This window comes from Kribbella sp. NPDC004536 (genome assembly GCF_042873835.1).
Taxonomy (GTDB): domain Bacteria; phylum Actinomycetota; class Actinomycetes; order Propionibacteriales; family Kribbellaceae; genus Kribbella.
In genome coordinates, this window is sequence record NZ_JBIALY010000002.1 from 1,087,266 (window position 1) to 1,108,983 (window position 21,718).

Consider the following 21,718-nt stretch of genomic DNA (forward strand, 5'->3'; position numbering starts at 1 on the left):
TGTGCGTGGTGGATCGGCCGGCCGGAAGACCACCGCGCATCCGGCCAGCTCCTGCCCCGTGCCCTGCAAACCGACGACCTCCGTAGTAAGGAAACGAACCCTCAGACAGTTACTGCTTCACCCGGCTGCTCGAACTGCGTCCGATAAAGCTCCTCGTACCGCCCGCCCGCAGCGAGCAGTTCCGCGTGCCGGCCCTGCTCCACGATCCGCCCGTCCTCGATCACGAGGATCTGGTCCGCCGCGCGGATCGTCGACAACCGGTGCGCGATGACGACCGCCGTACGACCGGCAAGTGCCTCCGTCAGCGCCGCCTGCACCGCAGCCTCGTTGGTCGAGTCGAGCGCCGCCGTCGCCTCGTCGAGGATCACGACCCGCGGTTGCGCGAGCAGCAACCGCGCGATCGTCAGCCGCTGCCGCTCACCACCCGACAGCCGGTACCCACGCTCGCCGACGACCGTGTCCAACTGATCCGGCAACGACTCGATCAGATCCCGCAACCGTGCCCGCGACAACGCGTCCCACAGGTCGTCCTCGCTCGCCTCCGGGCGCGCGAGCAGCAGGTTCTCCCGGATGGAGTCGTGGAACAGGTGCCCGTCCTGCGTCACCATCCCGAGCGTCTGCCGCAGCGATTCCGCGGACACGTCCCGTACGTCGACCCCCGCCAGCCGCACCGCGCCGGAGTCCACGTCGTACAACCGGGGAATCAGCTGCGCGATCGTCGACTTCCCGGCGCCGGACGAACCGACCAGCGCGACCATCTGCCCGGGCTCGGCCCGGAACGAGACCCCGTGCAGCACCTCGACGCCGCCCCGCGTGTCCAGCTTCGCGACCTCTTCCAGCGAGGCCAGCGACACCTTGTCCGCCGACGGATACGCGAACTTCACCTCCGCGAACTCCACCGACACAGGCCCGTCCGGCACGCGCCCCGCGTCGGGCTTGTCCTTGATCAACGGCTCCAGATCGAGCACCTCGAAGACCCGCTCGAAGCTCACCAGCGCCGTCATCACCTCGAGCCGGGCGCTCGCCAGCGCCGTCAGCGGTGAGTACAACCTCGTCAGCAACAGCGCCATCGACACGACCGCGCCGGCCTCGAGCTGGTCCCGCAGCGCGAGGAATCCGCCGAGCCCGTACACGACGGCAAGCGCGAGCGCCGACACCAGCGTCAACGCAGTCACGAAGATCCACTGCACCATCGCCGTCCGGACGCCGATGTCGCGCACCCGCCGCGCCCGGATCGCGAACTCCTGCGACTCCCGCGCGGGCCGCCCGAACAGCTTCACCAGCGTCGCTCCCGGCGCCGAGAACCGCTCGGTCATCTGCGTACTCATGGTCGCGTTGTAGTCCGCCGCCTCCCGCTGCAGGCCGGCCAGCCGTCTGCCGATCCGGCGCGCCGGTACGACGAAGAGCGGGAGGATGACCAACGCCAACAGGGTGATCTGCCACGAAACCCGCAGCATCACCACGAGCGTAAGGACCAGCATCACCAAGTTGCTGACGACACCGGACAACGTGTCGCTGAACGCCCGCTGCGCTCCGATCACGTCGTTGTTCAGCCGCGACACGAGCGCGCCGGTCCGGGTCCGGGTGAAGAAGGCGATCGGCATCCGCTGGATGTGGTCGAACACCGCCGTCCGCAGATCCAGGATCAGCCCTTCACCGATCTGCGCCGACAACCATCTGGTCAGCATGCTCAGCCCGGACTCCGCGACCGCGATCGCCGCGATCAGCAAAGAGAGCCAAAGGACGACGCTGAAGGCCTTCCCGCCGACGATCGCGTCGACGACCCGCCCGGCCAGCACCGGTGTCGCGACCGCCAGGACCGCGGCGCCCGTGCTCAGTACGAGGAACCACGCCAGTTGTGTCCGGTGCGGTCGGGCGAAGGCGAGGATCCGGCGCAGGGTCGCGCGGGAGAACGGTCTCTTCTCGTCTTGTGCGTGCATCGCGTGGTAGAGCGAGTTCCACGCGGTCATTTCCATACTCACGGCAGTGCTCCGCTGGATCGGTCGGCTGGGGAGGTCGATGATTCCGGACACCACCGACAAAACCCGACGCTAGAACCTCCACTGAACTCGAGGTCAACTGCGTACACTGTACGAAGAATAGCCGATCGAGCAAGGCGGCGCACATGAACCAGGAGTACAGCGGCAGCGGCGACCCGGCCCGAAGCCTCGAACTGCTCTGGCGGCGACGCCAGGACCGCCCGCAGCCGGCCCGCGGCCCCAAGCCCGCGCTGACCGTCGACCAGATCGTCGCCGCCGCCCTGAAGATCGCCGACGCCGAGGGTCTGCCCGCGATGTCGATGCGCCGTGTCGCCGACGAACTGGGCGTCGGCGCGATGACGCTCTACCGGTACGTCCCGGGTAAGGCCGAGCTGCTCGACGTCATGCTGGACACCGTGTACGGCGAGCTGCCGCGGCGCGCCGTACCGGGGGAGTGGCGGGCCCGGCTCGAGGACGTCGCCCGCGAGAACCGGGAGCTGTATCTACGGCACCCGTGGCTGCTCCAGGTCGCGACCAGCCGGCCGCCGCTCGGCCCGAACGTGATGGCGAAGTACGAATGGGAGCTGACCGCTGTCGAGGGCATCGGGCTGACCGACGTCGAGATGGATGCGACCGTCGCACTGGTGAACGGCTACGTGCACGGCGCCGTCCGGACGGCGGTCGAGGCGCGACAGGTGATCCAGCGGTCGGGGATGACCGACAAGGAGTGGTGGCTGGCGCACGTCCCGCACCTGGACCAGATCGGCGACCTGGCGAAGTTCCCGCTCTCGGCCCGGGTCGGGACCGCTGTCGGGAATGAGTTCGACGCCCCTTATGACGTCGAACATGCGTTCGAATACGGTCTGGAACGGCTGCTCGACGGCGTTTCCGCGCTGGTCGGGAACCGGACTGCGCCGGAGCGGTAAACGGTGTTGTGAGTGAGTACTCACTCAGTTACCTTGGAGGACGTGAGTCCACGAGCCACTCCACTGCCACCTGAGGAGCGCCGGGCTGCCATCGTGCAGGCGGCGCTGCCGCTGCTCGAGGAGTTCGGCGCGGAGGTGAGCACCAAGCAGATCGCCGAGGCGGCCGGGATCGCCGAGGGGACGATCTTCCGCGCGTTCGGCAGCAAGGACGCGCTGATCGAGGCCGCGATGGCGACGGTGTTCGACATGTCCGACCTGATCCAGGCGGTGCAGCGGGTCGACCCGGCGCTGCCGCTGCGAGAGCGCACCATCGCCGCGGTGGAGATCCGGCAGGCCGGGCTCCGGCGGGTGTTCAAGCTGCTGTTCTCACTGCGCCTGCGGCGGCCGCCGGACTTCGGCAAGTCGTCGCCGCTGGACGAGGCCCGGCGGCAGCGCCAGCAGGATCTGGCGAACCTCGCGTTCGCCGACCTGCTCCGTCCCGACGCGGACCAGTTGAGCTACTCGCCGGAAGAGGTCGTCCGCCGGCTCGGCATGCTCGTCTTCTCCGCCACCCACCCAATGATTTCCGGCGGCCAGGTGCTGACCGCCGAGGAGATCGTCGACTTCGCGTTCGACGGTGTCCGCAAACGCACCACAACAGGTCAGCCACCTGCCACCGAGGACGCCGTCGAGTTCGTACCCGCCGGCGCCCGCCGTCACGACTCTGGGGATGATTGATGTTAGTTCGCGTCTTGCGTACGCACCTGCGTCCGTACGCGGGAAACCTGCTCCTGGTGGTGGTCCTGCAACTCGTCGGGACGATCGCCTCCCTCTACCTGCCCACCCTGAACGCCGACATCATCGACAACGGTGTGGCCAAGGGGGACACCGGCTACATCATGGGCACCGGCGGCTGGATGCTCGGCGTCAGCCTGCTGCAGATCGCCTGCACGATCACCGCGGTGTACTTCGGTGCGAAGACGGCCGCGCTGTTCGGCCGGGACGTCCGCTCGGCGGTGTTCCACCGGGTCGGCGAGTTCTCCGCCCGGGAGGTCAACCAGTTCGGCGCGCCGACGCTGATCTCCCGCAGTACCAACGACGTCCAGCAGATCCAGATGCTGGTCGTGATGACCACGACGATGCTGGTCGCGGCGCCGATCACGATGATCGGCGGCATCATCATGGCGGTCCGCCAGGACGTCGGACTGTCCTGGCTGGTGGTGGTCGCGGTGCCGCTGCTGGCCGGCTGTGTCGGCTTCATCGCGAGCCGGATGGTGCCGCAGTTCCGGAAGATGCAGAAGAACATCGACGGGGTGAACCGGGTGCTGCGCGAGCAGATCTCCGGGATCCGGGTGGTCCGCGCGTTCGTCCGCGAGCCGCACGAGGTCGAGCGGTTCGGCGAGGCGAACGCGAACCTGACCGACACCGCGATCCGGGCCGGCCGGCTGATGGCGCTGGTGTTCCCGACCGTGATGCTGATCCTGAACGTGTCCAGCGTGGCGGTGCTCTGGTTCGGTGCCTCGCGGATCGAGGACGGCAAGATGCAGGTCGGCGCGCTGACCGCGTTCCTGAGCTACCTGATCCAGATCCTGTTCTCGGTGATGATGGGCGTGTTCGTGATGATCATGGTGCCGCGGGCCTCGGTCTGCGCGGACCGGATCTCTGAAGTGCTCGACACCGAGTCGTCGGTACGGCCGCCGGTCACGCCGATCAAGAGCTTCACCGGGCGCGGCCAGCTGGTCTTCGAACGCGCCTCGTTCCAGTACCCAGGCGCTGCCGAGCCCGTACTGCGCGACATCAGCTTCGTCGCCTCGCCGGGGCAGACGACCGCGATCATCGGCAGTACCGGCGCGGGCAAGACCACGCTGCTCTCGCTGGTGCCGCGGTTGTTCGACGCGACCGAGGGACGGGTGCTCGTCGACGGGATCGACGTCCGCGACATCGAGCCCGAGGCGCTGTGGGAGCGGATCGGCCTGGTGCCGCAGCGGCCGTACCTGTTCTCCGGGACGGTCGGCAGCAACCTGCGGTACGGCAATCCGGACGCGACCGACGAGGAGCTCTGGGAAGCGCTGACGATTGCTCAGGGCAAGGACTTCGTCGAGGCGATGCCGGAGGGCCTGGAGGCACCGATCGCGCAGGGCGGTACGAACGTGTCCGGCGGTCAGCGGCAGCGGCTCGCGATCGCGCGGGCGCTCGTTCGGAAACCGGAGATCTACCTGTTCGACGACTCGTTCTCGGCGCTCGACCTGGCCACCGACGCCCGGCTGCGGGCGGCGCTGCGGCCGGTCACCCGGGACGCGTGCATGGTGGTCGTCGCGCAGCGGGTCTCGACGATCATCGACGCCGACCAGATCGTGGTGATCGAGGACGGCGCGATCGTCGGCAAGGGAAACCATCAGGAGTTGCTCGACAGCTGTCCGACGTACGTCGAGATCGTCGAGTCGCAGCGTTCCGCGGAGGAGGCGGCATGAGCGAGAACGAGAAGCCGTCCTCGAACGGACAGCGCCCGCAGGATCAGCCCCCGAACGGCCAGGCTCCGGGTGGCCAGGCTCCGGGTGGGCAGGCTCTGGGTGGGCAGCCGGCGGGTGCGCAGGTTCCGGGTGGGTCGGCCTCGGACGGGGAGGCGCCGGAGGGTGGTGGGCCGGCGACCGTGAAGGCGACGGAGCGCCCGACGACCGGTCGCGCGTTCGGTCCGCCCGGAGGTATTCCGGGCGACAAGTCCATGAACTTCCTGCCCTCGGCGAAGCGCCTGCTCGGCCGGCTGCGGCCGTACCGGCTCCAGGTGTTCGGTGTCATCCTGCTCGCGATCGCGAGCGTCGGCCTGTCGGTGCTCGGCCCGAAGATCCTCGGCCGCGCGACCGACATCATCTTCGCCGGTGCCATCGGCAAGCACCTTCCGAGCGGCGTGACCAAGGCCCAGGTGATCGAGCAGTATCGCGCGTCCGGCAACGGCCGGCTCGCGGACCTGCTGCAGGGGATCGACCTGATCCCGGGTGTCGGCATCGACTTCGATGCCCTGCGCAACGTTCTGCTGCTGGTCCTGGGGCTGTACGTCGGCGCCTTCTTCCTGTCCTGGGCGCAGGGTTACATCCTGAACGGCGTCGTCCAGCGGACGATCCTCGGGCTGCGGGCCGAGGTCGAGGAGAAGCTGAACCGGCTACCGCTGAGCTACTTCGACGGCGCGCCGCGCGGCGAGCTGCTCAGCCGGGTGACCAACGACATCGACAACATCTCGACCAGCCTGCAGCAGACGCTGAGCCAGCTGCTCACCTCACTGCTGACGGTGATCGGCGTGATCACGATGATGTTCGTGATCTCGCCGGTGCTGGCGCTGATCGCGCTGATCACGATCCCGGTGTCGATGGTGCTGACCGCGGTGATCGCGAAGCGCTCGCAGGTCCGGTTCGTCCAGCAGTGGCGGCACACCGGTGCGCTGAACGGCCAGATCGAGGAGGCCTTCACCGGGCACGAGCTGGTGAAGGTGTTCGGCCGGCAGAAGGAGATCGAGGCCAGCTTCAACGCGAAGAACGACGAGCTGTTCAAGGCCGCGTTCGGCGCCCAGTTCATCTCCGGGCTGATCATGCCGCTGATGATGTTCATCGGGAACGTCAACTACGTGGTGATCGCGGTCATCGGCGGTCTCCGGGTCGCGTCCGGCACGATGTCGCTGGGTGACGTGCAGGCGTTCATCCAGTACTCGCGGCAGTTCACCCAGCCGCTCACCCAGGTCGCCTCGATGGCGAACCTGCTGCAGTCGGGCGTGGCGTCGGCGGAGCGGGTCTTCGAGGTACTGGACGCCAAGGAGCAGGTGCCGGACGACGCGACGCCGGAGCAGGTGACCGACGCCCGCGGGCGGGTCGAGTTCGAGCACGTGTCGTTCTCGTACGACCCGGACAAGCCGCTGATCACCGACCTCAGCCTGGTCGCCGAACCCGGCCAGACGGTCGCGATCGTCGGCCCGACCGGGGCCGGCAAGACCACGCTGGTCAACCTGATCATGCGGTTCTACGAGCTGAACGGCGGCCGGATCACGCTCGACGGTGTCGACATCACCGAGCTCACCCGGCACGACCTGCGCTCGCGGATCGGCATGGTGCTGCAGGACACCTGGCTGTTCGGCGGCACGATCCGGGACAACCTGCTGTACGGCAACCTGGATGCCACCGAGGAGGACATGCTGGCCGCGGCGAAGGCGACGTACGTCGACCGCTTCGTGCACAGCCTCCCTGACGGCTACGACACGGTCATCGACGAGGAAGGCAGCAACGTCAGCGCCGGTGAGAAGCAGCTCCTCACCATCGCGCGCGCGTTCCTGGCCGACCCGCAGTTGCTGATCCTCGACGAGGCAACGAGCTCGGTCGACACCCGTACGGAGGTCCTGGTCCAACGCGCCATGGCCGCCCTGCGCTCCGACCGCACCAGCTTCGTCATCGCCCACCGCCTCTCCACCATCCGCGACGCCGACCTGATCCTGGTGATGGAGAACGGCGCCATCGTCGAACAGGGCAACCACACCGAACTCCTCGCCCTCGACGGCGCCTACGCCCGCCTCTACAACGCCCAGTTCAGCGGCGCCGTAGTAGACATCGACGAAGAAGCCGCAGCCCTCGCAACCCCCACCCCAGCCGGCCGCCCCATGTCCCGCTGACCAACCGGAAAGGCGACTCCTCGACGGAGTCGCCTTTCCGCACCTGCTCAGCCCGATAACCTTCGGGACAACCAAACCGCCTGCGCGATGAGCCACGCGCCAAGGACTGCCTCCGCGATGAAGACCAGTGTCCAGATGTTCCACTGAGGTTTGACCAGCTCAGCGTTTCGGTCGTCAATACTGCGAAGTTGCGCCCGCCATTGGCGTCCAGCCATCGGGGTGATTTCGACGTCAGAGGAGCGCTGGAAGCTCACTGTCACATTCTTTGCGGCAATAGCGCCGCTGTCGGAACGGAAGTCTCCGCGACAGGTCGCAGTGAAATAGCCTTTGGATGTCGGTTCGTAAGAGCATCCGGTAACGGTAAGGACTCCAGTATTGCGACTGCTTGTGGCTAGGTGAGCTGCTGCATGCAACGGAATGTAGAGCATAGTCAGGCTGAGCGCCACCATCAACAATGCGCCCATAAACGCCGCATGCGACGAATGCCTACTCCGCAGGACACCTTCAATCACTGATCGATACTATCCAGATGATCGAAGGTGTCCAGGAAAATCATAAATTCAGGGCCACTTCAGCACGAATTCAGTGTAATCCGGATAATGCCCACCTGAATCGTGTGCCGGTACTCAGCGTGCGAGCCGCCGTACCGCGAGTTCGGCCAGCAGGGCTGCGCCGTCGGGGAGGACCGAGTCGTCGAATGTTGCCAAGGGGGAGTGGTTGTCGGCGGCTGCGTCGGGATCGGCGGCGGCGCAGGCGCTGAGGTTGAGGTAGACGCCGGGGACCTCGTTCAGGACGTACGACATGTCCTCGGCACCGCAGCGCGGGTTCTGCCGTTCGCGGAAGCGGTCCGCACCGAACAGGTCCTCGATCGTCGAACGGGCGAACTCGTACTCCGCCGCGTTGTTGACGGTCACCGGGTACCCGACCTGGTACTCCGCCTCGACCTGCAACCCGTGCGCCGCCGCGAGCCCCTCGACCAGCTGGATCGACGCCTTCTGGATCTTCGCGCGGGCGGCCTCGGAGAACGTCCGCACGGTCGCGTCGAAGAACGCGTCGTCCGGGATGATGTTCTCCTTCGTCCCACCGGCGATCCGGCCGACCGTCAGCACCACCGGGTCGAACACGTCGAACTGCCGGGTGATCATCGTCTGCAGCGCCGACACGATCTCGCACAGCACCGGGATCGGGTCCTTGCCGCGGTACGGCGTCGACCCGTGCGTACCCGCGCCGATCACCCGTACGTGCAACTGGTCCGCCGCGGCCATGAACGACCCCGGCCGGCTGCTCCACATCCCGAGCGGCTGCGAGGACGCGCCGACATGCAACCCGTACGCCGCGTCCGCCCGCCGGCCGGCCGCGTCGAGGACGCCCTCGCGGATCATGATCGGCGCGCCGCCCGACGTCTCCTCGCCCGGCTGGAACATGAACACCACGTCGCCAGGCAGGTCGGCCTGCATCGCGGACAGGATCTTGGCCGCGCCGACCAGGCCCGCGACATGCAGGTCGTGGCCGCAGGCATGCATCATCCCGTCGTGCCGGGAGGCGTACGGTACGTCGACGCGCTCGGTCACCGGCAGCGCGTCCATGTCACCACGCAGCAGTACGACGGGACCCGGCCCGCGGCCGCCGCGCAGTACGGCGGTCACCGACGAGAGCTCCTTGCCGAGCGTGATCTCCAGGGGCAGGCCCTCGAGCGCGTCGAGGATCAGCTGCTGCGTCTTCGGCAGGTCGAGGTCGTACTCCGGCACCTGATGCAGGGCGCGCCGCAGCGTGACGATCTCCGCACGGAACCGCTCCGCCAGCTCACGGGTCCTCATGCTTTCGGGCCGAGGTCGAGGGCGGACATGACCCGTTGGGCGCTGCTGCCGAGTTCGAGCAGTTCGACCAGGTCGAGCCAGCGTTCCGGGTCCTTGATCTCGCGTGGCAGCGTCGCGTCGTACGTCCCGACCGGGGCGTCCTTCGCGACCGCGACCACCTTCGGCGCGACGTCGAGGTAGGCGCTGTCGGCCAGGATCTTCTTCTTCACCCCGGGCGCCATCGGCGTACTCGGGTCGGCGGCCGCGGCGCGGATCGCGTCCAGGTCGCCGTACGACGTGACGAGGGCGGCGGCCGTCTTCTCGCCGATGCCCTTCACGCCGGGCAGTCCGTCGGACGCGTCACCACGCAGCGTGGCGAAGTCGGCGTACCGCTGGGCCGGGATCTCGTACTTCGCGAGCAGCGCAGCCTCGTCGTACACCTCGGCGCGACCGACGCCGCGGGCCGCCGTGTAGACGATCCGGATGCCGCGGCTGTCGTCGATCAGCTGGAACAGGTCGCGGTCGCCGGTGACCACGTCGACCGGCATCGTCGCCTGGTGCGAGAGCGTGCCGATCACGTCGTCGGCCTCGTGGTCCGGGGCGCCGACGATCGCGATCCCGAGCGCCTCCAGGCAGGCCCGGATGTACGGCACCTGGACCTCGAGGCGATCCGGTACGTCCTCGACCTGCTCGCCCTTCGGGGTCACGAACTCGACCCGCTGCGCCTTGTACGACGGGATCAGCGCCACCCGCCAGGACGGCCGCCAGTTGTCGTCCCAGCAGGCGACCAGGTGGGTCGGCCGGTGGTTCTCGGTCAGTCGGGCGATGAAGTCCAGCAGCCCGCGGATCGCGTTCGTCGGCGTACCGTCGGCGGCCTTCATTGTGTCCGGTACACCGAAGAACGCGCGGAAGTAGAGGGACGCCGTGTCGAGCAGCATCAGCCGCTGTCCTGTCCCCAGTCCTGTCTCAGCCATAGGGCGATGCTTTCATGCCCGGCGTCCGGGGCAGTAGGGTCTTCGGGATGGAGGACCTGGACCGAAAGATCGTCGGGCTGCTCGCGACCGACGGCAGGATGAGCTTCACCGACCTGGGCAAGGCGACCGGCCTGTCCACGTCGGCCGTACACCAGCGGGTGAAGCGGCTCGAGCAGCGCGGCATCATCCAGGGGTACGCCGCGAACGTCGACCACACCGCGCTCGACCTGCCGCTGACCGCGCTGATCTCGATCCGCCCGATCGACCCGTCCCAGCCGGACGACTCCCCGGAACGCCTCCGCGAGGTCCGCGAGATCGAGTCCTGCTACTCGGTCGCCGGCGACTCCAGCTACGTCCTGGTCGTCCGCGTCGCCTCCCCGGCCGCCCTGGAGAACCTCCTCGCCGTCATCCGCGCCCGCGCCAACGTCTCCACCACAACCACGATCGTCCTCAGCACCCCATACGAACGCCGCCCACCGGCCCTGTGAAGACCCTGCTGTCGGATCTCTTCAGCACGCTGATCCCGGGCGGTGATGCGGCCCGCAATGCGGTGAACGCCCGGATGGGTGCCGCGCTCGGTGTCGATCCTTCGGCGTTCCAGGCCGCCTTCGACGCCTCGTCGTACGAACGCTTCATCGGCGCGTACGGCGATCTGCCGAGCACGCTCCGGGTGATCGCCGAGCGCTGCGGCGGCACGCCCACCGACGAACAGGTGCAGGAGGCAACGAGCCTGCGCCGAACCCTCGCTCGGCGCCTGCTCGGCGCGGCACCGAAGGCGACGACGGAAACGCTCGCCGCGTTCAAGGGTGCCGGCTGGGGGATCGGACTCGTCAGCAACATCACCTCCGAGACACAGCTCCAGTGGACCGGCAGCCCGCTGGCGCCGTACTTCGACGTGACCGCGTTCTCCGCGGAGGTCGGCGCAGCCAAACCCGAGCCGGCCATCTACCTGTCCGCCTGCAGTGCACTCGGCGTCGAGCCGGGTGACTGCATCTACGTCGGCGACGGAAGCGATGGAGAACTCCCTGGGGCGGCTGCCCTCGGGATGCACGTCGTACGGACTACTGAGCACGCCAACAGCGATCCGTCGTGGACCGGCCCGTCAATCGCGTCCTACAGCCTGCTACGCGAGTTCCTCTGAGTCACGGAACGAGGGTGACTTTTCCTTGGTTCGCGCGGTCCGCTAGTAGCTGGTACGCCTTGGCGGCTTCTTCCAGGGAGAGTTCGGCGGCGATGGCCGGCCGCACTTGACCGGTGGCGAGGAGGGTCCACAGTTGGCGGCGCCATGTGCCGATGAGGTCGGGGCGGTTGCGGGCGACCTGGCCCATGGACAAGCCGGTGACCGTACGGAGCCCCGTCAGCAGATCGTGTGATGCGAGCCGGCCGGGCGCGGCGCTGAGCGTGATCAGCCGGCCGAACGGCTTCACGCACTGCAAGGCCCGCTCGAGGACGACCCCGCCGACGCCTTCGACGACGACGTCCACCTCGACCGGCCACCGTGCTTCGTTGCTGAGGACAACTTCATCGGCACCTTGCCGCCTCACGAACTCCGCCTTGGACGCGTCGCTCACCGTACCGACAACGCGCCCCGCGCCGAGCGACTTCGCGAGCTGTACGGCGAGATGCCCGACCCCACCCGCCGCGGCCGTGACCAGAACGGAATCGCCCGGCTGCAACCGCGCGAGCTCGAGCGCCGCGAGTGCCACCTGCCCGCTGCGCAGGAGCGCCATCGCGATGACGGGCGGGACATCCTCGGGTACGACGTCCAGCAGAGCCGCGGGCGCAACGGCGTAGTCCGCCATCGCGCCGCTCATCGTCAGTCCGGCGACCCGCTGCCCGACCGCGAAGCCCTCGACACCGTCGCCCACGGCAACCACCCGTCCGGCGAGCTCGCCGCCGGGGCGTTGCGGCAGTTCGAGGTCGCGGAGGTGGAACAGCCCGGGCAGCGTGACCCCGACCGCGTCGACCTCCAGGAGGACCTCACCGGGACCGGGCGACGGCACGTCGACCTCCTCGACCTGTAGAACCTCAGGCCCACCGTGCTCGCCGTACCAAACTCTGCGCATCCACTCTCCTTAGGTCGAACCTAAGAATAGGTCGAACCTAAGGAATTATGTCAAACTCTTGACCCATGGGACTACGTGAAGAACGCCGGCTGCGCACCCGCCAATCGATCTCGGACGTAGCCACCCGGCTGTTCATCGAGCACGGCTTCGAATCGGTGACGATCGCGGCGATCGCCGCCGCCGCGGACGTCGCCAAGATGACGGTCACGAACTACTTCCCACGCAAGGAAGACCTCGCGCTGGACATCCACGAGTCGTTCGTCCGAAGCCCGGCAGCCGTCGTAGCCAGTCGCCCCGCCGGCACCACGCCGTTGGAGGCGCTGCGAGCTTGGTACGACGAAGCGCTCGATCGCCGCGACCCACTCCTCGGCTACTCCGGCCCGGAGTTCGCCCGAATGATCCTCGACAGCCCCACCCTCCGGAGCCGCCTCCGAGAACTCCACGACCTCCGCGAAGAAGCCCTCGCCGCGGCAGTCCCGAAACTCGAAGCCGCCCTACTGTCCGCCCGCCTCCGCTACCTCTTCAACGAAACCCTCCACCGCACAACCACCAACGACCTCGACGCCCTACCCGCGTTGGCCGCCGAAGCGTTCCGTCAATAACCGCCGGCATCCACGAGAGCGCTCGCCAGGGAGAGGACCTGGATCTTGCCGTGGCCCTTCGGCGGGATCAGCAGCACCGCGTCGTGAATCGTCGTCGACGTGAGGGCGCTCTCATAGTGCGCCGTGGCCGGACTGAATCCGACCTGCGGGAAACCAGTCCACGAGTATTGCCAGTTCGCTCCGATGAGCATCGTGTAGTCGTGGGTGATGGAGGCGAAGACCAACGCCGAGCCCGACTTGGTCATGAACGCTGGTGCCGCTGCGGGGGATGTAAACGCGTTGGTGATGCCGCGGACAGCCGGGCCGTCCTTCTTGAGCCTGGCTTTGTCCGCGGCGATGTCCGCGAACAGTTTCGTGATGTCTTCGCTCGGCTGGAACGCCGCCGCGCGCGGTGACTTGGGTCCCTCGGTGAGGTACTTTGCCAGGCCGTCGACGGCGCCGCGAGGCGCTGCTGCGAGCCGATCGTCGTCGGCAGCGGTCGCCGGTCTGAGATCGGTCACGTCCGGGAGCTTCACCGTCGACTTCACGTTGCCGGCGAATGTCATCAGCCACGGGCTTCCGGCGGCGTGCCGTTCCCAGAGGCCCAGGTGTCGAGACTCGCTGTGCCCAGTGAACCGGGAAACGCTGAGAAAGCGCATCGGATAGCTACCGAACTGTGGAACGCCGATCTCCGGCGCAGCCAATGGCCAGGTCCCTCCCGGCTTGCCCTTCACTGCGCGTACCGCCTTGTACCAGGCCTGGGTCTCGCGCAGGAGGGTGCCGCCTTCGACGGAAGCAAGAAGCTTGTCATCGCTGGTCTCGTTGGCCTGAGCGCTGACCTGGTTGTGGTGCTCGATCAGGCCGGCGGCTGCTTCGGAAGTTATTGCTGGGCGGGTGAGGGTGGTCACCGTGTCGGCCTGTGGGATCGCAGCGCAAGCGGTCAGCAGGGTGAAGGCGCCGACGAGCGCGATGACGCGTCTCGCGGGCTCGGACGGTGCGCCCTGCCGCGTGGGTGATTGCGGCAAGGCGTGAACCGGAGTCTGCGGCGTGGGCCTACGGCGGACCAGGATGAGAAGGAGTCCCACGACCAGCAGGACGAGCCCGACGGCGAAGATGATCACGGCTGTGCGGAACGCCTGTGGGATCTCGATGCCGAAGTCGACCCGGACCTCGGGGGCGGTGTTGCCGTCGGCATTCATGATGACTATCTCGTACGGGCCGTCCTCGATGGGCCAGGCGATGGACTGGGTACCAGGCCCGTTTGCCTTGGTGATCCACCAGTCGAGGGTGTTCGGTGCGGTGAGCGGGCCGGCGGCACCCTTGGAATCCTCGGTGGACAGCGCGATCGGGAACCGGATCTGGACGAGCTTCGTGTGAGCGATGCCCGTGAGGTAGCTGGCGACGTCGAAGTCTCGGGCCACTCCTAGGAAGACCGGCTGGTTCTTCGTGGAGCGTACGTCGACGTGCAGGACGGGGCCGTTTCGGTTGAGCAGCTCCGGGGTGCTGGCGATCGCCAATCCCTTGCTGCTCAGTGACTGCTCGCCCGAGTGGACCGTGTCGTCCGGACCGATCAACCAGAACGCGACCACGCCACCCACAGCAGCAACAATCAGGCCCACCAATGCCAGCGCTACACCGACAACCCTACGAATCACCCCAGGATGCTAACGGTTGCCGAGCGCATCCAACGGGTCACGCTGAGGAAGTTGCAGGAAGTTGCAGTCTTCGGTGCCGCCCCCTGCGGTGGCACCGAAGACTGGTCTGGTCAGTTGAGGTCGAGGAGTTTCTGGGCCTCGGCGGCGGTGCGGGAGGCGGCGGCTCGGGCTTCGGCTTCGGCGAGGTGGTTGCCGGCGTGTTCGCGCCACCAGTTCTGGCCCTCGAGCGGGAGCGAGTCGATCGGGTCGTAGTACTCGTACGTCCGGTTCAGCGCTTCCGGGTCCTGCTGTTCGATGCCGGTGCGGTAGTTCTTCTTCCAGTACGAGATGCCGCGGACCTCGTCGTACTCGGACAGCTGGTGCACCCAGCGCTTCCCGACGTACGGGACGTCGCAGACGATCCGCGGCGTCGCGAAGCCGGGCAGGTACCCGAGGATCCCGTGCTGCAGGTGCTGCGCGTCCCGGACCGACACCCGCCAGTGCTCCGAGAACGGGATCATGTCGCACATGTAGAAGTAGTACGGCGTGACGTTCGCGCCGTCGAGCAACGCGAAGCACAGGTCGAGCAGCTGCGGGATCGAGTCGTTGACGCCGCGCATCAGGACGCCCTGGTTGCGTACGTCCCGCAGACCCGCCTCGAGCATCGCCTTCGACGCCTCGGCGACCAGCGGCGTCACCGACTGGGCCGCGTTCACATGAGTGTGCATCGCCAGCATCACGCCCCGGTCGCGCGCGATCGAAGCGACCCGCTCCACACCCGACAGGACGTCGGACGACAGCCAGTGCTGTGGCATTCCCATCAGCGCCTTGGTCGCCATCCGGATGTCGCGGATGTTCTCGATCTCGAGCAGGCTCATCAGGAACGCCTCGAGCCGCGGCCACGGCATGTTCGCGACGTCACCGCCGGACACGACGACGTCCCGGACGCCCGGCGTACGGCGCAGGTAGTCGAGCATGTCGTCGAGCCGGGTCTGCGGCTTCGCGACGAACTTGAGCTTGTCGATCACCGGTGTCGAGTTGCCGACCAGGTCCATCCGGGTGCAGTGACCGCAGTACTGCGGGCACGTCGGCAGGATCTCCGCGAGGACCTTCGTCGGGTACCTGTGGGTCAACCCCTCCGTGGCCCACATCTCGTGCTCGTGCAGCGAGTCCCGGGTCGCATGCGGATGCGACGGCCAGTCCGTACGGCGGTCGGTGAACACCGGGAGCATGTACCGGCGGACCGGGTCGGCGTAGAACGCCTCCGTGTAGTCCGGCGCGCCCGAAGGAACGATCGTGTTCAGCATCTGTGGCGGCAGCAGCATCGACATCGTCGCGCGCTCGGCCTGGTCGCGGGTCAGGTCGTCGTAGAACCGGTCCTCGAGCAGGTCGCCCATCACGTCACGCAACTGCTTCACGTTCTTCACGCAGTGCGACCGCTGCCACTGCACCGAGCGCCACTCCTCGGCCGTGACGTCCTTCCAGCCGGGTAGCCGGGTCCAGTCCGGTTCCACCAGCTCGGCCCGCCGGTATACGTACGGCTGGCCGTCGCCGGGCTCCGAACGAGCCAGCTCCGGGGTGATCAGGTCGGTCACGGGTGCCTCCGTGGCGTCAAGGGATGATGCGGTCTGATGTGAGGATAGCGATAGAACTTCCCTCAGATCCAACAGTACGCCGGAAGAATTCTCGTCCAGGCCTACTTTGGGTAGTATTTTGCCTGACCCGCTCAGAGGAGGACCCGTGTCGTCGAGCCCGGTAGGACTGCATCGCGTACTCGCGCCGTCCGGCGTGTTGCCGCAGGCGGCGGAGAAACTCGACGCGCGTCCCGAGATCTGGCCCGACGAGGTCCGGATCGCCGTAGAGCGCCTGAACCTCGACGCCGCGTCGTACCGCCAGCTCGCCGAGGCGCACGACGGTGACGGTACGGCGATCCGCCGCGCGGTCCTGGACATCGTCGAGACCCGCGGCAAGATGCAGAACCCGGTGACCGGTTCCGGCGGGATGCTCGTCGGCGTCGTCGACGAGGCCGGCCCGGACTCGCCACTCGGAGTCAAGCCCGGCGATCGGGTGGCGACGCTGGTGAGTCTCACGCTGACCCCGCTGCGGATCACCGACGGGCTGAAGGACTGGGACGGCAGGAGCGAGCAGGTCCCGGCGCAGGGTCACGCGATCCTGTTCGCCCGGTCGATCGTCGCGAAGCTCCCCGACGACCTGAAGCCGGAGCTGTCACTGGCCGTCATGGACGTGTGCGGCGCGCCTGCGCTGACGGCTCGAGTGGTGAAATCGTATGTCGACAAAGGCATAAAGCCTGTCGTGTCAGTAATTGGCGGCGCAGGCAAGTCCGGCTCGCTCTCGCTGGCCGCCGCGCGCCGGGCAGGTGCGGCGCGGACCATCGGCATCGTCCCGTTCCAGGCCGAGCACGATCGGCTGACCGAGGCCGGCCTCGCGGACGTCGTCGCGTTGGCGGATGCGCGCGATCCCGTCGCGCTCGCAGCGGCCGTGGGGGAGCCCGCGGACATCACCGTCGTCTGCGTCGACGTCCCCGGCTGTGAGCACGGCGCCGTACTGTCGACGGCCGCCGGCGGCACGGTGATCTTCTTCTCGATGGCGACGTCGTTCTCGGCCGCGGCCCTTGGTGCGGAAGGGCTGGCGGCGGACGTGACGATGCTCGTCGGCAACGGGTACGTGCCAGGTCATGCGGAGTACGCCATGGAGCTGTTGCGGTCCGAGCCGGGTGTCCGTGGTCTGTTCGAGAGCAGGCTGGCGGAGGATTAGGGCGTGCGCACACTTCTGACGAACGGTTCCGTCTACTCGCCCGCCGATCCGCATGCGACCGCGATCGCCTTCGACGACGGGGTGGTGACCTGGCTCGGCGACGACACCGGCGCGGGTGCGTACGCCGACGGCGCCGACGAGGTGATCGACCTCGACGGCAAGCTGGTCACGCCGGCCTTCGTGGACGCCCACGTCCACACCGCCGGCACAGGCGCGGTGCTGACCGGTCTCGACCTCACTGGTACGACGTCCCTCGCGGACGCCCTGGACCGCTTGGCAGCGTTCGCCGCCGGCCTCCCCGAGGACGCGGTGATCGACGGCGCCGGATGGGACGAGACCAAGTGGCCCGAGGGTCGCCCGCCGTCGGCCGAGGAGCTGGACGCGGCGGCCGGTGGGCGGCGGGTGTACCTGGCGCGCGTCGACGGTCACTCGGGCGTGATCTCCTCCGCCCTGTTCCCGGCGGCGAAAGGCTCCGGCTTCGACAGTTCTGGGCGGTTGGAGCGGGATGCTCACCACGCCGTTCGGGACGCGTTGAGCGAGCTGATCGGGCCGGACCAGGTACGAACTCACATCGAAGCGGCCCTGCGGGCGATGGCCTCGAAAGGTATCGGGGCGTTCCACGAGATGGCTGCGCCGCACATCGGGCCGTTGTGGGAGTTGCCGATCGTGCGTGAGGTCGCGGAGGAGCTCGGGTTGTCGGCGACGCTCTACTGGGGTGAGCCCGGCGCGTTCGAGCACCTCGGGACGTACGGACTGGCCGGTCTGGCCGGTGACCTCAACGCGGACGGTGCCCTCGGTTCACGTACGGCCGCGTTGAAGGCGCCGTACGCCGATCGGGCCGACCACCGCGGGCACGCGTACCTGACGCCCGAGCAGATCGCCGAGCACGTGATCGCGTGTACCGAACGGAACGTGCAGGCAGGGTTCCACTGCATCGGCGACCAGGCCCTGGAGAACATCGCGCGCGGCTTCGAGCTCGCCGCCGAGAAGGTCGGCGTCCAGGCATTGGTTGCCGCGCGCCACCGTCTCGAGCACGTCGAAATGGTCGACGAGGCAACGATCGCGACGCTCGCCCGCTGTGGTGTGGTGGCCAGTGTGCAGCCGATGTTCGACGGGCTGTGGGGCGGTCCGGACGGGATGTACGCCGAGCGCGTCGGCGACCGCTGGCAGGGCATGAACCCGCTCGGTTCGCTCGCCCGCGCGGGCGTCGTCCTCGCCTTCGGATCGGACGCGCCGGTGACCGAGCTCGGTGGTTGGGAGGCCGTCCGCGCGGCCGCGTTCCACCACGAGCCGTCCGAGCGGATCACCGTCCGCGCGGCGTTCCAGGCGCATACCCGCGGCGGTTGGCGGGCGGTCGGGATCGACGACGCCGGCGTCCTCGCGCCGAGTACGGCCGCGACGTACGCGATCTGGCAGAGCGACGCCGAGCTCGTGGTCCAGACCCCGGACCAGCGGGTCGCCGCCTGGTCGACGGATCCGCGCGCCGGCGTGCCGGTACTGCCGGATCTCAGCGAAGGTACGCCGACCTGCTTGCGGACCGCTGTCGGCGGCCGCGTGATCTACGAAGCCGAGGGATGGTCGTCACAGTGAAGAAGCTCGACCTTGATCCGGTCACCGTCCGGAAGGCGCGCAGCCTGGCCCGCAAGGCCGGCAAGCCGATCGTCAACCTCGCTCAACAGCACACCACGGTGTCGGTGGAGCGAGCGGTACTGCGGCTCGCCGGGCTGACCGGCGCCGACACCGAAGGCATCCCGTGGGTGAACCGGCTCGCCGACACCGTCCGCGCCGACGTCGGGCTGGAGCACGGGCTCGCGCTGCCTGTCTGGGACGCGTTGCTCCGCGGTGAGGCCGAGGACCTGGCCGTCCTCGCGCAGAAGGCCGCGTCTGGCTCGGTCACGTTCCGTCTCCCGGAAGGACGTGACGCAGCGAAGGCTCGTACGGCAGCGCGCAAGGCCGCGGCGGCCGGGATGAAGCGGATCGACGGGCGGCGGCGTGAGCGGGACCGGCTGATCAAGCGGCACGGCGATCCGGAGCAGCGGCCGTGGATCTACCTGATCGTTGCCACCGGCGACATCTACGAGGACATCCCGCAGGCGCAGGCGGCCGCCCGCGAAGGCGCCGACATCATCGCGGTGATCCGCTCGACCGGGCAGTCGCTGCTCGACTACGTACCGGAGGGCGCGACCCGCGAGGGCTTCGCCGGTACGTACGCGACGCAGGAGAACTTCCGCCTGATGCGCGCCGCCCTGGACGAGTCGTCGAAGGAACTCGGCCGCTACGTCCGGCTGACCAACTACGCGTCCGGGCTGTGCATGCCGGAGATCGCGACGCTGGCCGGGCTCGAACGGCTCGACATGATGCTGAACGACTCGATGTACGGGATCCTGTTCCGCGACATCAACCCGATCCGGACCTTCGTGGACCAGCGGTTCAGCCGGCAGATCCACGCCCGCGCCGGGATCATCATCAACACCGGCGAGGACAACTACCTGACCACCGCGGACGCGGTCGAGGCCGCGCACACGGTGACCGTCTCGCAGCTGCTCAACGAGTACTTCGCGAAGGAAGCGGGGCTCGAGGACTGGCAGCTCGGGCTCGGGCACGCGTTCGAGATCAACCCGGACATTCCGGACTCGTTCCGGCTCGAGCTGGCGCACGCGATGCTCGCGCGGCAGCTGTTCCCGAACGCGCCGCTGAAGTGGATGCCGCCGACCCGGCACATGACCGGCGACGTGTTCCGCGGGTACCTGCTGGACGGGTTCTTCAACCTGGTCGGCGCGATGACCGGACAGGGCATCCTGCTGGTCGGGATGATGACCGAGGCGGTCGTCACGCCGTGGATCTCGGACCGCGACCTGGCCCTGCAGAACGTCCGCTACGTACTGGGTGCCGCCGGCAACCTGCACGAGGACTTCCGGCCGGAGCCCAACGGGTTCATCGCCCAGCGGGCGCGACAGGTGCTGGGGGAGTCCGTGGAACTGCTGGAGCGGATCGTCGACGACGGACTGCTGAACGCGATCGGCGACGGCACCTTCGGACTGATGAAACGTCCGCAGGACGCCGGCCGCGGTCTCGACGGCGTCGCGCGCAAGTCGTCGGAGTACTACAACCCCGCTATCGAGTTGCTGGAGTCGAAGTGAGCATCATTCGTCCGTACGGCGACACCACCGGTGACGGCATGGTCCAGTTGTCGTTGACGCTGCCTGTCCCGCACGACAAGCGGGCCGAGGGCGCCGCGGTGCAGCTGGCCAACAAGATGGGCATGGACCCGGCGCTGGTCGTGCACTCCAAGCCGATCGGCCCGGACTTCACGTTCTTCGTCGTCTACGGCCCGGTGAACCACCTCGTCGACACCTCCAAGGTCGAGGTCGTCGAGCGCGACTACCCGCTGCTGTCGCCGAAGGAGGTCAACCTCGCGATCCGGAAGAGCCTGCGCCGCCGGCTCACCGTGGTCGGTGCGTGCATCGGCACCGACGCGCACACGGTCGGCATCGACGCGATCCTCAACATCAAGGGCTTCGCGGGCGAGAAGGGCCTGGAGTACTACCGCGAGGTGAAGGTGGTGAACCTCGGCGCGCAGGTCGCCGTACCGGAGCTGGTCCGGCGGGCGCGGGCGGAGAAGGCGGACGCGATCCTGGTCTCCCAGGTGGTGACGCAGCGCGAGGCGCATGTGCTGAACACCAAGGAGATGTCGGCCGCGTTCCGGGAGGCGTACTCCGAGGACACCCGTCCCGTACTTGTTGCCGGCGGCCCCCGTTTCACCGAGCAGATGGCGGGCGAGCTGGGGGTGGACCGGGTCTTCGGCCGCGGTACGACGCCGGGTGAGGTGGCCAGCTACCTGGTCGACGCATTGGTCACGAAGAGGAGCGCTTAGGTGTCGAAGGCAACTATTGGTCTGACCGTCACGCATCGCCGGTACGTCCCGTACAGCCACGCGCACTACGCCGGGAACCTGGTCGACGGCGCGTACGTGCTCGGCCTGTTCGGGGATGTGGCGACCGAGGTCTGCATCCAGGCCGACGGCGACGAGGGCCTGTTCGCGTCGTACTCCGACGTGCAGTTCCTGCAGCCGCTGCGGGCCGGCGACGTCGTGGAGGTGAAGGCAACGATCTCCCGGGTCGGCAACCGCAGCCGGGAGCTCGACTTCAGCGCGTACGTGGTCTGCCGCGGCCGTCCGGACGTGTCCGAGTCGGCGGCCGAGGTGCTGGACGTGCCGCTGGAGATCACCCGGGCCAAGGGGACCGTGGTCGTACCGGTTGGGTGACGATTGGTTGCCCTGGGTAACGATCACGTGGAGTGCCGACATCGCTCTGTAACGTGACTTGAATGAGGGTAATTCGTTTTCCCTTGTAGGGCAGGC

At 68.1% G+C, this 21,718-nt stretch carries 19 protein-coding genes; 12 read left to right on the top strand and 7 right to left on the bottom strand.

The genetic code is table 11. From position 1 onward, the window contains the following. Positions 1–101: 101 nt before the first annotated feature. The gene (locus ACFYRU_RS19975) at positions 102–1,970 is read right to left on the bottom strand and encodes an ABC transporter ATP-binding protein (RefSeq protein ID WP_387662913.1); all 1,869 of its coding nucleotides are present in this window, start codon (positions 1,968–1,970) and stop codon (positions 102–104) included. 155 nt (positions 1,971–2,125) lie between these two features. Between ACFYRU_RS19975 and ACFYRU_RS19980 the strand changes: the two genes are divergently transcribed. The 4 genes from ACFYRU_RS19980 to ACFYRU_RS19995 are packed head-to-tail and all read left to right on the top strand — an operon-like array spanning position 2,126 to position 7,532. After that, entirely contained in the window at positions 2,126–2,905 is a 780-nt protein-coding gene (locus ACFYRU_RS19980) for a TetR/AcrR family transcriptional regulator (protein WP_387660845.1), read from the top strand. 42 nt (positions 2,906–2,947) lie between these two features. After that, positions 2,948–3,622: a TetR/AcrR family transcriptional regulator gene (locus ACFYRU_RS19985; RefSeq protein ID WP_387660848.1), complete on the top strand. Its 675-nt coding sequence runs from the start codon at positions 2,948–2,950 to the stop codon at positions 3,620–3,622. Next, the gene (locus ACFYRU_RS19990; protein WP_387660851.1) at positions 3,622–5,355 is read left to right on the top strand and encodes an ABC transporter ATP-binding protein; all 1,734 of its coding nucleotides are present in this window, start codon (positions 3,622–3,624) and stop codon (positions 5,353–5,355) included. The genes ACFYRU_RS19985 and ACFYRU_RS19990 overlap by 1 nt, the downstream gene beginning before the upstream one ends. Next, positions 5,352–7,532: an ABC transporter transmembrane domain-containing protein gene (locus ACFYRU_RS19995; RefSeq protein ID WP_387660854.1), complete on the top strand. Its 2,181-nt coding sequence runs from the start codon at positions 5,352–5,354 to the stop codon at positions 7,530–7,532. The genes ACFYRU_RS19990 and ACFYRU_RS19995 overlap by 4 nt, the downstream gene beginning before the upstream one ends. 47 nt (positions 7,533–7,579) lie before the next feature. Here ACFYRU_RS19995 and ACFYRU_RS20000 read toward each other — a convergent pair whose 3' ends face one another. The 3 genes from ACFYRU_RS20000 to ACFYRU_RS20010 form a co-directional block, all read right to left on the bottom strand. Beyond that, positions 7,580–8,044 (bottom strand): hypothetical protein, encoded by a 465-nt coding sequence (locus ACFYRU_RS20000; RefSeq protein ID WP_387660857.1) that lies wholly within the window; start codon positions 8,042–8,044, stop codon positions 7,580–7,582. Between the two features lie 114 nt (positions 8,045–8,158). Beyond that, positions 8,159–9,349 carry a M20 family metallopeptidase gene (locus tag ACFYRU_RS20005; RefSeq protein ID WP_387660860.1) on the bottom strand — a complete coding sequence of 397 codons (1,191 nt, stop codon included), beginning with the start codon at positions 9,347–9,349 and terminating at the stop codon, positions 8,159–8,161. Then, positions 9,346–10,266, bottom strand: a complete 921-nt coding sequence (locus ACFYRU_RS20010) for a 5'-3' exonuclease H3TH domain-containing protein (RefSeq protein ID WP_387662915.1) — start codon at positions 10,264–10,266, stop codon at positions 9,346–9,348. Before ACFYRU_RS20010 ends, ACFYRU_RS20005 begins: the two co-directional genes overlap by 4 nt. Before the next feature lie 83 nt (positions 10,267–10,349). On the opposite strand from ACFYRU_RS20010, the gene ACFYRU_RS20015 reads away from it, so the two are divergent. Beyond that, entirely contained in the window at positions 10,350–10,790 is a 441-nt protein-coding gene (locus ACFYRU_RS20015; protein WP_387660863.1) for an Lrp/AsnC family transcriptional regulator, read from the top strand. Beyond that, positions 10,787–11,443 (top strand): HAD family hydrolase, encoded by a 657-nt coding sequence (locus ACFYRU_RS20020; RefSeq protein ID WP_387660866.1) that lies wholly within the window; start codon positions 10,787–10,789, stop codon positions 11,441–11,443. The genes ACFYRU_RS20015 and ACFYRU_RS20020 overlap by 4 nt, the downstream gene beginning before the upstream one ends. Position 11,444: 1 nt before the next feature. Here ACFYRU_RS20020 and ACFYRU_RS20025 read toward each other — a convergent pair whose 3' ends face one another. Beyond that, entirely contained in the window at positions 11,445–12,368 is a 924-nt protein-coding gene (locus tag ACFYRU_RS20025) for a zinc-binding alcohol dehydrogenase family protein (protein WP_387660868.1), read from the bottom strand. A gap of 65 nt (positions 12,369–12,433) precedes the next feature. Between ACFYRU_RS20025 and ACFYRU_RS20030 the strand changes: the two genes are divergently transcribed. Next, positions 12,434–12,970 (top strand): TetR/AcrR family transcriptional regulator, encoded by a 537-nt coding sequence (locus ACFYRU_RS20030; protein WP_387660871.1) that lies wholly within the window; start codon positions 12,434–12,436, stop codon positions 12,968–12,970. Here ACFYRU_RS20030 and ACFYRU_RS20035 read toward each other — a convergent pair. Continuing rightward, entirely contained in the window at positions 12,964–14,604 is a 1,641-nt protein-coding gene (locus tag ACFYRU_RS20035; RefSeq protein ID WP_387660873.1) for a hypothetical protein, read from the bottom strand. The two genes, ACFYRU_RS20030 and ACFYRU_RS20035, sit on opposite strands and share 7 nt — an antisense overlap. Positions 14,605–14,714: 110 nt before the next feature. Continuing rightward, complete coding sequence (locus ACFYRU_RS20040) at positions 14,715–16,178, bottom strand: KamA family radical SAM protein (RefSeq protein ID WP_387660876.1); 1,464 nt, start codon at positions 16,176–16,178, stop codon at positions 14,715–14,717. A gap of 145 nt (positions 16,179–16,323) precedes the next feature. Between ACFYRU_RS20040 and ACFYRU_RS20045 the strand changes: the two genes are divergently transcribed. Genes ACFYRU_RS20045 through ACFYRU_RS20065 form a run of 5 tightly spaced genes read left to right on the top strand, consistent with a single transcriptional unit; the run spans position 16,324 to position 21,622 of the window. After that, positions 16,324–17,358 (top strand): L-erythro-3,5-diaminohexanoate dehydrogenase, encoded by a 1,035-nt coding sequence (locus ACFYRU_RS20045; protein WP_387660879.1) that lies wholly within the window; start codon positions 16,324–16,326, stop codon positions 17,356–17,358. Positions 17,359–17,361: 3 nt separating this feature from the next. Next, on the top strand, positions 17,362–18,948 hold the full coding sequence (locus ACFYRU_RS20050) for an amidohydrolase (RefSeq protein WP_387660882.1): 1,587 nt from the start codon (positions 17,362–17,364) through the stop codon (positions 18,946–18,948). Continuing rightward, a complete protein-coding gene (locus ACFYRU_RS20055) occupies positions 18,933–20,498 on the top strand; it encodes a lysine 5,6-aminomutase subunit alpha (protein ID WP_387660885.1) in 1,566 nt (521 codons plus the stop codon). The genes ACFYRU_RS20050 and ACFYRU_RS20055 overlap by 16 nt, the downstream gene beginning before the upstream one ends. Further along, positions 20,495–21,232: an OAM dimerization domain-containing protein gene (locus tag ACFYRU_RS20060; protein ID WP_387660888.1), complete on the top strand. Its 738-nt coding sequence runs from the start codon at positions 20,495–20,497 to the stop codon at positions 21,230–21,232. The genes ACFYRU_RS20055 and ACFYRU_RS20060 overlap by 4 nt, the downstream gene beginning before the upstream one ends. After that, complete coding sequence (locus ACFYRU_RS20065; protein ID WP_387660891.1) at positions 21,233–21,622, top strand: hotdog domain-containing protein; 390 nt, start codon at positions 21,233–21,235, stop codon at positions 21,620–21,622. Positions 21,623–21,718 lie beyond the last annotated feature (96 nt).